The sequence below is a fragment of the Pseudodesulfovibrio karagichevae genome, assembly GCF_041414475.1.
Lineage (GTDB): Bacteria > Desulfobacterota > Desulfovibrionia > Desulfovibrionales > Desulfovibrionaceae > Pseudodesulfovibrio > Pseudodesulfovibrio karagichevae.
On the sequence record NZ_JBGLYH010000013.1, the window covers coordinates 70,094 to 80,623 of the forward strand.

At 61.4% G+C, this 10,530-nt stretch carries 12 protein-coding genes; all 12 read left to right on the forward strand.

The genetic code is table 11. The features are described from left to right. Nucleotides 1–23 precede the first annotated feature (23 nt). Nucleotides 24–929, forward strand: coding sequence for a peptidoglycan DD-metalloendopeptidase family protein (locus tag AB6M95_RS06805; protein ID WP_371385986.1), 906 nt, complete (start codon nucleotides 24–26; stop codon nucleotides 927–929). A gap of 121 nt (nucleotides 930–1,050) precedes the next feature. Next, entirely contained in the window at nucleotides 1,051–1,839 is a 789-nt protein-coding gene (fliR, locus tag AB6M95_RS06810; RefSeq protein WP_371385987.1) for a flagellar biosynthetic protein FliR, read from the forward strand. Between the two features lie 8 nt (nucleotides 1,840–1,847). After that, nucleotides 1,848–2,918 (forward strand): flagellar biosynthesis protein FlhB, encoded by a 1,071-nt coding sequence (flhB, locus tag AB6M95_RS06815; RefSeq protein ID WP_371385988.1) that lies wholly within the window; start codon nucleotides 1,848–1,850, stop codon nucleotides 2,916–2,918. A 61-nt stretch (nucleotides 2,919–2,979) separates the two neighbouring features. After that, nucleotides 2,980–5,079, forward strand: coding sequence for a flagellar biosynthesis protein FlhA (gene flhA, locus AB6M95_RS06820; protein WP_371385989.1), 2,100 nt, complete (start codon nucleotides 2,980–2,982; stop codon nucleotides 5,077–5,079). Between the two features lie 9 nt (nucleotides 5,080–5,088). Beyond that, nucleotides 5,089–6,168: a flagellar biosynthesis protein FlhF gene (locus AB6M95_RS06825; protein WP_371385990.1), complete on the forward strand. Its 1,080-nt coding sequence runs from the start codon at nucleotides 5,089–5,091 to the stop codon at nucleotides 6,166–6,168. Nucleotides 6,169–6,185: 17 nt separating this feature from the next. Further along, nucleotides 6,186–7,013 carry a MinD/ParA family protein gene (locus AB6M95_RS06830; RefSeq protein ID WP_371385991.1) on the forward strand — a complete coding sequence of 276 codons (828 nt, stop codon included), beginning with the start codon at nucleotides 6,186–6,188 and terminating at the stop codon, nucleotides 7,011–7,013. Next, on the forward strand, nucleotides 6,955–7,740 hold the full coding sequence (locus AB6M95_RS06835) for a FliA/WhiG family RNA polymerase sigma factor (protein ID WP_371385992.1): 786 nt from the start codon (nucleotides 6,955–6,957) through the stop codon (nucleotides 7,738–7,740). Before AB6M95_RS06830 ends, AB6M95_RS06835 begins: the two co-directional genes overlap by 59 nt. A 23-nt stretch (nucleotides 7,741–7,763) precedes the next feature. Beyond that, nucleotides 7,764–8,144 (forward strand): chemotaxis response regulator CheY, encoded by a 381-nt coding sequence (locus AB6M95_RS06840; RefSeq protein ID WP_319585035.1) that lies wholly within the window; start codon nucleotides 7,764–7,766, stop codon nucleotides 8,142–8,144. Nucleotides 8,145–8,171: 27 nt separating this feature from the next. Further along, nucleotides 8,172–8,873 carry a flagellar basal body-associated FliL family protein gene (locus tag AB6M95_RS06845; protein ID WP_371385993.1) on the forward strand — a complete coding sequence of 234 codons (702 nt, stop codon included), beginning with the start codon at nucleotides 8,172–8,174 and terminating at the stop codon, nucleotides 8,871–8,873. Nucleotides 8,874–8,876: 3 nt separating this feature from the next. Continuing rightward, entirely contained in the window at nucleotides 8,877–9,203 is a 327-nt protein-coding gene (locus AB6M95_RS06850) for a hypothetical protein (protein ID WP_371385994.1), read from the forward strand. Nucleotides 9,204–9,226: 23 nt separating this feature from the next. After that, nucleotides 9,227–9,634 carry a hypothetical protein gene (locus AB6M95_RS06855; protein WP_371385995.1) on the forward strand — a complete coding sequence of 136 codons (408 nt, stop codon included), beginning with the start codon at nucleotides 9,227–9,229 and terminating at the stop codon, nucleotides 9,632–9,634. A gap of 18 nt (nucleotides 9,635–9,652) precedes the next feature. Next, nucleotides 9,653–10,471: a hypothetical protein gene (locus AB6M95_RS06860; RefSeq protein ID WP_371385996.1), complete on the forward strand. Its 819-nt coding sequence runs from the start codon at nucleotides 9,653–9,655 to the stop codon at nucleotides 10,469–10,471. The last annotated feature ends 59 nt before the right edge of the window (nucleotides 10,472–10,530 follow it).

Sequence of the window (10,530 nt, forward strand, 5' to 3'; positions counted from 1 at the left end):
ACCTGTAACATCCTGGAAAGGTAATGCTTTTCCGAAAATACCACATAGTCGTCTTCAAGGACAAGCAGGGTTCGTGTAAAAAATTCCAGCTCCAAGGCTGGTTTATCGTATTTTTGCTCCTCATGACCGTGTCCATGGCGGCGGGCAACGTCATCCTTTGGAAAAAGTATGCCGAGCATTCCCGCATCGAACAGGGCCTGAACATCGCGGAGAAGACCGTCCAGGAACAGAAGACCCAGCTTTTGAGCCTTTCCCAGAAAATCACCTCCCTGCAGGGCAACCTGAACCGCATCCGCGACTTCGACTCCAAGCTGCGCGTCATGATCAACCTGGATCAGGACGGCAGCCAGGCCACCGCCCCCAAGGGCGGCCCCGCCAACGAGAATTTTTCCAAGGGGTACCTGCCCCTCTACCGCCAGGAGCTGCTCGCCCGCAAGATGCATGAGTTCCTGCGCCAGCTGAACGTGGAGGCGCGCCTCGAAGAGGTCCGCCAGCAGGAGATCATGCACACCCTGCGCTCCAACCAGAACATCCTCGAAGCCACCCCGTCCATCTGGCCCACGTCCGGCTGGGTGACCTCCGGCTTCGCCTGGCGCACCTCGCCCTTCACCGGCAAGCGCGAGTTCCACAAGGGTCTCGACATTTCCGCCCCCAGGGGCACCCCGGTATACGCTCCTGCCAGAGGCACCGTGACCTATGCCGGACGCGACAGCTCCTACGGCCTGTCCATCCGGCTGAAGCACAACGCCAGCCTGTCCACCCGGTTCGCGCACCTCAACCGCATCGCCATCAAGAGCGGTCAGGAGGTCACCCGCGGTGAGCTCATCGGCTACGTCGGCAACACGGGCCGCTCCACCGGTCCCCACCTCCACTACGAGGTCCGCCTTAACGGCGTGCCGGTGAACCCCAAGCGGTACATCCTCAACTAACCCGGCCCCGAATCGTGAATGCTCCAGGCCCTTTTGGAATGCGACGTTCCAGAAGGGCCTGTCTTTTGCGGCCCGCCCCGGATGACGGCCCGATTGGTTCGGGTTTTGCAGTGAGCTGGTAATGGAGATTTTCGGATTCAACCCGAGCGACATGCTCAGCTATTTTCTGACGCTGTTCCGCATCAGCGTGGTGCTCTTCCTGCTGCCCTTTTTCGGAGGACAATCCATCCCCAGGATAGTCAAGGGCGCCCTGGTCCTGGTCCTGTCCATGGCCCTGTGGCCGCAGCTCTCCTTCCCGGCCTCGCTGATGCCCACGGGCTGGAACATCGTCATCATGTTCATCGGCGAACTGCTGCTCGGCCTGATCCTCGGCATGCTCGTCAATTTTCTGTTCGCGGCGGTCCAGCTGGGCGGCCAGATCATCGGTTTCCAGATGGGTTTCGCCATGGTCAACGTGGTGGACCCCATCACCGGCACCAGCAACGCGGTCTCGGCCCACTTCCTGTACATGTGCACCATGCTGACCTTCCTGGTCCTCAACGGCCACCTCTACCTGCTCAAGGCCGTGGGCATGACCTTCCAGTACATCCCGCCGGGCACCCTGCTGCTCCAGCCCGAGCTGGCCAACGACATCTTCCATTTCTCCAACCTGATGTTCACCCTGGCCATCAAAATAGCAGCCCCGGTCATGGCCGCCCTGTTCCTGGTGGATCTCTCCCTGGCGCTCATCTCCCGCGCCGCGCCCCAGATGCACGTGCTCATCCTCGGATTCCCCATCAAGATCACCGTGGGCTTCTTCTTCCTCGGCTTCATCTTCTCCATCATGGCCCTGTACGTGGGCGACTTCCTGTCCGGTCTGAACAACATGTATGAAAACGTCATGAAGTTCGGAACTTCCGTCATACCGTAGGAGTCGCCATGATCGGCCAGGAAGATCCGAGTAAAACCGAAAGAGCTACCAAGAAACGGCGCGACAAGCAACGCACGGAAGGCAACGTCGCCAAGGGGCAGGAAATCCCCAAGGTCATGAGCCTGCTGTCCGGGGTCCTGGTCCTGCGCTTCATGATCGGCTTCTACAACGACCAGTTCACCGAGATCTACCGCTGGACTTTCCTGGAGGCCATCAACTTCCAGGTGGACAAGCCCATGGCCTACGCCTTGTTCACCTGGGGCGTCCAGAAGATGGCGCTGCTGGTGGTGCCGTTCATGCTGGTCATCGCCTTCGTGGCCTTCATCACCATGCGCTTGCAGATCGGCCCTCTGTGGACCACCAAGCCGCTGAAGCCGAAGTTCGGCAAGCTCTTCAACATCATGAGCGGCATCAAAAAGCTCATGCTCAGCCCGGACGCCCTGCTCAAGCTGGGCAAGAGCCTGCTCCAGGCCATGGCCGTGGCCATCGCTCCGTACATCGTCATCAGGCAGGAACTGCCCAATCTGCTTCCCCTCTTCCACGCCAACGTCCAGGGCATCCTCGCCTTCATCCTGACCGTGGGCTACAAGATGGTCTGCTACGCGCTGATCCCCATGTTCATCATCGCCCTGGCCGACCTCTTCTACGAGCGCTGGAACTACGAAGAGCAGATCAAGATGACCAAGGACGAGATCAAGGACGAGCGCAAGCAGGCCGAGGGCGATCCCAAGATCAAGCAGCAACAGCGCCAGAAGATGATGGAGGTCATGGCCTCCCGAATGTTCCAGGACATCCCCAAGGCGGACGTGGTCATCACCAACCCGACCCACTACGCCGTGGCCCTCCAGTACGATCCGATCAAGGCCCCCGCCCCCCTGGTACTGGCCAAGGGTGTGAACAAGGTTGCCGAACGAATCAAGGAAGTTGCACGGGAAAATTCCATCCCCATCGAGGAAAACAAACCCTTGGCACAGGCTTTGTATAAGCAGGTGGAGATCGGTGAAACCATCCCGGAGGAACTGTTTCAGGCCGTGGCCGCAATCCTGGCAAAGCTGGAGAAATTCAAGCGCCGCAGGTAGTTGCACAGTCTGACACCCTCCCCGGAATCCACAGAGCAACTGTCCGAGAGGTGTCAAAAACATGGCCCAGAGTTCCGCCAAGACCGTACTCCCGAAAGTAAACTATTCCAACTTCGCCAAACAGGGCGACATCCTCCTTGCGGGCGGCGTGGTGGTCATCCTCTTCGTGATGCTCATTCCCCTGCCTACCCCGTTCATCGACTTCATGCTCTCGGTCTCCATCTCGCTGGGGCTGGTCATCCTGGTCACGTCCATGTTCTTGACCTCGCCGCTCGAATTCTCCATCTTCCCGTCGCTCCTGCTGGTCACCACCCTGCTCCGCCTGGCCCTGAACGTGGCCACCACCCGCGCCATCCTGCTGCACGGCGACGAGGGCACCTCGGCTGCGGGCTCGGTCATCCAGAGTTTCGGAGAATTCGTGGTCGGGGGCAACTACGTCATCGGCATCGTCATCTTCATGATCCTGTTCATCCTGAACAAGACCGTCATCGTCACCGGTACCACGCGTATCGCAGAGGTCGCCGCCCGCTTCACCCTGGACGCCATGCCCGGCAAGCAGATGGCCATCGAGGCGGACCTCAACGCCGGACTCATCGACGAGGAGCAGGCCACCAAACAGCGCGAGAACCTGCGCCGCGAGGCCGACTTCTACGGCGCCATGGACGGTGCGGGCAAGTTCGTATCCGGAGACGTCAAGGCGGGCCTGATGATCACGGCCATCAACATCATCGGCGGCTTCCTCATCGGCGTGCTCCAGAAGGACATGCCGTGGATGGACGCGGCCCAGACCTACACCCTGCTGACCATCGGCGACGGCTTGGTGGCCACCATCCCCTCGCTGATCATCTCCACCTCGGCGGGCATCATCGTTTCCCGCGCGGCCGCCGAGGCCAGGATGGGCGAGGAATTCATCGGCCAGCTCTCCTTCCACCATCGGGCGCTCAAACTCGTGTCCGGCATCCTGGTCATCTTCGGCATCGTGCCGGGCATGCCAACCATCCCGTTCCTGTCCCTGGCCGTCATCGTATTCACCGTGGGCCATCTGTCGTCCAAGCAGCAGCACGAGTTATCCGTCGAACAGGAGGAAAAGGAGCAGAAGCAGCCAGCCACCCTGGACACCCCGGAGGAGGTCCAGGCCCTGCTCCCGCTCGACCAGCTGGAACTGGAGGTGGGCTACGGACTCATCCCGCTGGTGGACGAGGAACAGAGCGGCAACCTGCTCTCGCGCATCCGGTCCATCCGCCGCCAGTTCGCCCTGGACATGGGCGTGGTCGTCCCGTCCCTGCACCTGCGCGACAACCTCCAGCTCAAGCCGGGCGAATACCGCGTGCTCATCAAGGGCAACCCGGTGGCCAGCGCCGAGCTGCTCATCGACCACTACCTGGCCATGGACCCCGGCGACGCCAAGCATCGCATCGAAGGCGTGGAGACCGTGGAGCCCGCCTTCAACCTCCCGGCCGTGTGGATTCCCGAGGCCCAGAAGGAGGAGGCCATGCTGGCGGGCTATACCGTGGTCGACCCGTCCACGGTCATCGCCACCCACCTGACCGAGGTGTTCAGGCGGAACCTGCACGAATTCCTCGGCCGCCAGGAGACCCAGGAACTGCTCGACAACCTGTCCAAGCGAGCCCCCAAGGCCGTGGAATCCCTGGTGCCCGGCGTGCTCAGCATCGGCGGCGTGCAGAAGGTCCTCCAGGGGCTGGTCCAGGAGAGCGTGTCCATCCGCGACCTGCTGACCATCGTGGAGACCCTGGCCGACTACGGCACGGCCACCCAGGACCCGAACCAGCTCACGGAATACGTCCGCGCCCGCATGGGCCGGACCATCGTCAAGCCGTACCTCGGGGACAACGGGGTGCTGCCCATCATCACCCTGAACCCGCAGATCGACGAGATCCTGAACGGCGCCATGCGCCCGGCGGAACAGGGCGGCTACCTGGCCCTGGAACCGGGCGTGGCCCAGCAGATCATCCAGGCCATCAACCGCTCCACCGAGGATGCCATGGTGGCCGACGGCCAGCCCATCCTGCTGGTCACACCGCAGCTTCGGTCGCAGCTGGCCCAGCTACTGACCCGGTTCATCCCGACCCTGCCGGTCATCTCCCAGGCCGAGATCCCGGCGGACGTCAAAATTCAGTCGGTCGCAACCGTCCAACTCTAGGACCAGATTATGAGAATGAAGACTTATCGGGCCGCCACGTCCACGGCAGCATTCGCCAAGGTCAAATCCGAGCTCGGCGACGAGGCCGTGATCCTGTCCAACAAGACCGTCACGGAGAACGGCTGCAAATGCTGTGAGATAGTGGCCGCGGTGGATACCAGGCCACCCCTGCCCGAGCGCCCGCGCCACGACACCAAGGAAGGCGTGGTCGACGCCGCCCTGAAGGATTCGGTGGGCTGGCAACGCGAGTGGAGCCAGATCAAGGGACAGATCATGGCCCTGATGAAGCCGCAGATGGACCCGGCCCGTCTCTCGCCCAAGCAGCGCGTGGCCCTGGAATACCTGGAACGCGAGGAAGTGGACGAACGCGTCCTGACCCACGTGTACTGCACCATGCGCGAAACCGAGGACTGCCCGGTCATGACCGCCCTGGACCCGCTGCTCAAGGCCACCCCGTTCAGGGCCGGGACCTGGACCAACACCTTTCACGCCTTTGCCGGGCCAGGCGGGGCCGGCAAGACCTCGAGCCTGGTGCGCCTGGCCCTGCGCATGAAGAAGGAGCAGCCCGGCATGCGGCTGTGCCTGGCCACGGCCGACGGCGGCCGGGGCAAAGGCCGCCTGATTCTCAAGCATTACGCAGAACTGAGCGGGCTGGCCTTCCGCGAAATTATCACCAAAGAGGACTTCGCCCTGCTCCGGAGCGAGGCACGGCAGTTCGACATGATCCTCATCGACCTGCCGGGGCTGTCTGGCCGGACCACCCTCGAGGAATGGTCGCGCCTCTACGGCCTGGACGAGTGCCCGGATCTGTCCATCCACCTGGTCATGAACCCCTATTACAGCAAGGGCCAGTTCGAGCGGTTCATGGACAAATACAAAAGTGAACAACTAGCCAGCGTTATCTGGACGAAACTCGATGAAGCCTGTACATTCGGGGCAATATTGAACATGGCGTACGCCGGGGGGCTGCCGGTGTCCGCACTTTCCTACGGACCCGACCTGAAAAACAGCATCAGCCCGGCCTCGGAAGAAATGATCTGGCGATTGATGTTCATGCGCAGGCTGCCCGACGGCAACACGCAACCTTAAGGAGCGCGGCACACGTTATGAGTTCGAATCTTCCCCTGGTTCTCTCCGTCACCTCCGGCAAGGGAGGCGTCGGCAAGACCAACATGTCGGTCAACCTGGCCTACTCCCTGAGCGCCGCGGGCAAGAAGGTGGTCCTTCTGGACGCAGACCTGGGCCTGGCCAACGTGGACGTCATCCTCGGGCTGGCGCCCGAGCACAATCTCTTCCACCTGTTCCACGAAGACATGACCCTGGACCATATCCTCTTCGATACCCCCTACGGCTTCCGTATCCTCCCGGCCTCGTCGGGCGTCAGCGACATGGTCAACCTGGACAAGGGCCAGAAGCTCGACCTCCTGGACGCCATGGACTCCCTGGAGGACAGCGTGGACTACCTCATCGTCGACACGGGCGCGGGCATCAACGACAATGTCCTCTACTTCAACCTGGCCGTGCAGGAGAGGCTGCTGATCATCACCCCTGAGCCGACCTCCCTGACCGACGCCTACGCGCTGATCAAGGTCCTCAAGCTGCACCACGGGGTGGAGAAGTTCCGCGTGCTGGTGAACATGGTCAAGGACGTGAACATGGCCCGCGAGGTCTATCTCAAGCTCCTGAACGCCTGCGACCATTTCCTCGACGGCATATCGCTCGACCTGGTCGGCTTCGTGCCCTATGACCAGAACGTGCGCAACGCGGTCATCGCGCAGACCCCGTTCTGCCACAAATTTCCCAAGACCCCGGCCAGCGTGGCTGTCCGGCAGACGGCCCAGAAGGTCAAAAACTGGCAGGTAACCCCCAACACCGATGGCAATATTAAATTCTTCTGGAAGAAACTCCTCTTCCAGGAACGATCCGTGGCTTGAGCTGGAGCAGGGCGTCAAGCGTTGGGACGATTTTTCGCCGAGGGACCGGGAAAACATCGTTCGATACTACGCGCCCAAAATCCGGATTCTGGCACTGCGGCTCAAGGCGAAGCTGCCCCAGAGCGTTGAGCTCAACGAGCTCATCAGCGCGGGCAGTCTCGGCCTTCTGGACGCCCTGGGGAAGTTCAACCCGGAGTTGGGGATCAAATTCGACACCTACTCGGAGAACCGCATCAAGGGGGCCATGCTCGACGAGCTGCGGCGCATGGACTGGTTCTCCCGGGGGCTTCGGCAAAAGGTCAAGGTGCTCGAGGATTCCATGCGCCAGATAGAGCACGAAACCGGCTCCCCGGCCACCACGGAGCAGCTCTGTGAACATACGGGCATGTCGGACAGGGAAGTCCAGCAGGGGCTGGAGGCCCTGAACAACCAGGTCTGTCTCAGCCTCGACTCCTTTCAGGAGAATCTCATCGGACAGAAGAAGATGGCCGACAACGAACCTTTCCAGTCGGCCGCCTTTCAGGAGATTGTTGACAAAGTAGCCAATCTCATTGAAGAATTGACGCCACGGGAAAAATTGGTCATATCTCTATATTACGGGGAGGAGCTGAACATGAAGGAGACGGCTGAGGTTATGGACATAACCGAGGGACGTGTCTCGCAACTCCACTCCCAAGCATTGAATAAATTAAGAAAAACGTTCAGAGCTCGTTACGAAAACGAGTAGCACTCATGTAAAGGAGACTTTCGATGGGTTACGATACCAACATGCGCGTCCTGGTTGTAGACGACTTCTCCACCATGCGTAAGATCATCAAGAATATCCTGCGGCAGCTGGGATTCAACAACATCGTCGAGGCCGATGACGGTTCCACCGCGTGGGAAGTGCTCAACAAGGACAACATCGATTTCATCGTCTCCGACTGGAACATGCCCACCATGTCCGGCATCGAGCTGCTCCGCAAGGTGCGCGCCAGCGAGGAGTACGCGGACATCCCCTTCCTGATGGTCACCGCCGAGGCCCAGCAGGAAAACATCATCGAGGCCGTGCAGGCCAAGGTGTCCAACTACATCGTCAAGCCGTTCACCCCCGAAACCCTGGGCCAGAAGATCGACAAAATCTTCGCCTAAACCACCGTTGCCGGTTAGGCGTATGCCATGGTCCTGCTCGTTCCGGATGATGCCGATGATGTAACCGACGCTCCCGCCGAGCGGAAAGCGGAGTTGGACGACGCCGCCGCGAGCAGGGCCACGCAGAAGGTCGACCTCGACCTCGACGACGCCCCGTTCCTCGAAGACGAGGATGAGGACGAGGAGATCGAGGAAGTCCAGGTCGAGACGCCGTTTCTGAAAGAGGACGACGGCAAGACCAGGCTGGGCCTGAGCGCCCTGCTCAAGAACAAGTTCGTGCTCATTGGCCTGGGCGTCATCCTGGTCCTGCTGGTCATCATCGTCATCCTGTTGCTGCGAAAACCCGAAGCGCCCCCTCCGCCGCCCCCGCCGCCCGTCGAGGAAACGCAAACCCCGGAAGCGACACCCGAGCCTCCGAAGACGCCCGAGATCATCGTCAAGCTCGACCCGTTCCTCATCGAACAGAAGGACGAATCGGGCAAGATCCGCTTCCTGGAGGTCAGCATCCTCCTGTCCACCGAGGACGATGGGCTGGCCCGGCAGTTCAAGCAGGAGACGTTTGCCGTGCGCAACGCCCTGTACTACTATCTCAAGAATAAGGATCTGCAGTTTTTGTCCGATAAGGAGAACAGCGAGAAGCTGAAGAGGGAACTGCTGGTCATCGTCAACCAATACATGGGGTTCGGCCAGTTCGATACGTTGATGTTCGAGCAATACCTTGTGAGGTGATCCATGAGCACCACGCCTTTGGACCTGCCCATACTCATTTCCCAGCTGCCCTTCGTGCAGAAGATAGCGCATGCGGAAAAAGCCACGCCCGAGATCAACCAGATGCTTTTCGGCCCGCTGATCCAGGAACAGCTCCGCCAGCGCGAAGGCAAGGTCCAGCAGGTCCAGAAAAAGACCGCCACCGACCCCGTGGACCGCGACGGGCACAACCACCAGCGGCAGGAAGCCGCCCCGGAGCACAAGAACCGCGAACAGGAAGAGGATGCTCCCGATACCGGCGCCTCGGACGGTTCCCCCTGGTCCGGCAACATCGTCAACGTCAAGATCTGACCCCCGAAGGGGCAAGCCGCATCATGTCCAATCTGCTCATCATGCTTTTCACCATCAGCGAGGTCGTGCTGCTCGGCGTCGTCATCCTCTTCTTCCTGCGCCTGCGCAGATCCGAAACCCTGCTCTCCGGCCTGCACGCAAAGCAGGAGGAGTTCATCAAGCGCCTGCAATTCAACACCCAGCTGGAAAACGAACTGGTGGCCACCTTCGAGCAGCGCCAGCAGGAACTGGTCGCCCTGAACACCCAACTGGAGAACAAGGCCACCGAGCTCCGGAAACTGGTCAAGCTCGCCAACGAATACGCCAAGTCCCCGCAATTCATGCGTGAAATAATCATCCAAGGACACCGCTCCGGCAAAACCCCGATGCAGCTCGCCAAGTCCACCGGCCTCGGGCTGGATGAAGTCGAGCTGATCATCGACCAGTCCTAGGGGCCTGCGGTGCGCATCTTGGGTTCAGGCACGGGCGGCTCCTACAGCGGGGGCGGCAGCCGGTCCGATCGGTTCCGCAACCGACACCGGCCCGGTCAGAAGGTCCGGGGCCTGCTGGTCAAGAACCTCCCGAACTCCATGGCCTGGGTGGACATCGACGGCGAACGGCTCCTGGCCCAGCTCGAATCCGCCCATCCCGAGGGCAGCCGACTTCTCTTCCTCATCCGGCAGCTCGTCCCCAACATCATCCTCAAGGAACTGACGAGCGGCGAGCACGGCAATGCCGCCAACACTCTCGGCCGGGTCAGCGATTTCGACTCGGCCCGCACCCTGTTCGAAAACCGGTTCCGCCCGGCGCTCAGGCAGGCCGGCCTCTTCGGACGCCCCCTGCCCTTGCCCGGTTTCCTCACCCTGCTGGCCGCGACCCCAGAGCTCCACGCCGCCTACCAGGACGCGGCCAACTGCGCTCGGCCCCTGTCCCTGGCGCTCCAGGAGGCGGACAAAGGGGCGCTCGTCTACCAGCCCTGGCTCGCCCCTACCGGCCTACGCCAGGCCACCGTCGTCCGCCGCGCACAAGACGACTCCCAGCTCACCGAAACCCTCGTCGAATTCGACCACGTGCGCATGGGGCTCACCCGCGTCCAGTTCCTCCGCAGGGCCGACACCCTGTCCTGCCGCGTGCAGCTCCAGCATCCAGAACACGCCCAGCCCCTCTCGCGCTACCTCGAATCCCGCGAACACCCCGGCACGTCCTTCCATATCCAACTCCTCGGCGTCGCCAAACTCCACCGCACCAGCCACAGCGGCATCCTCGCCGAACTTTTATTCAAGAGGTAGGGATGCCTCCGGCGGCCGGGGGAAGGGGAGAGGGAACCCCTTTGAAAAGGGCTTTCCTC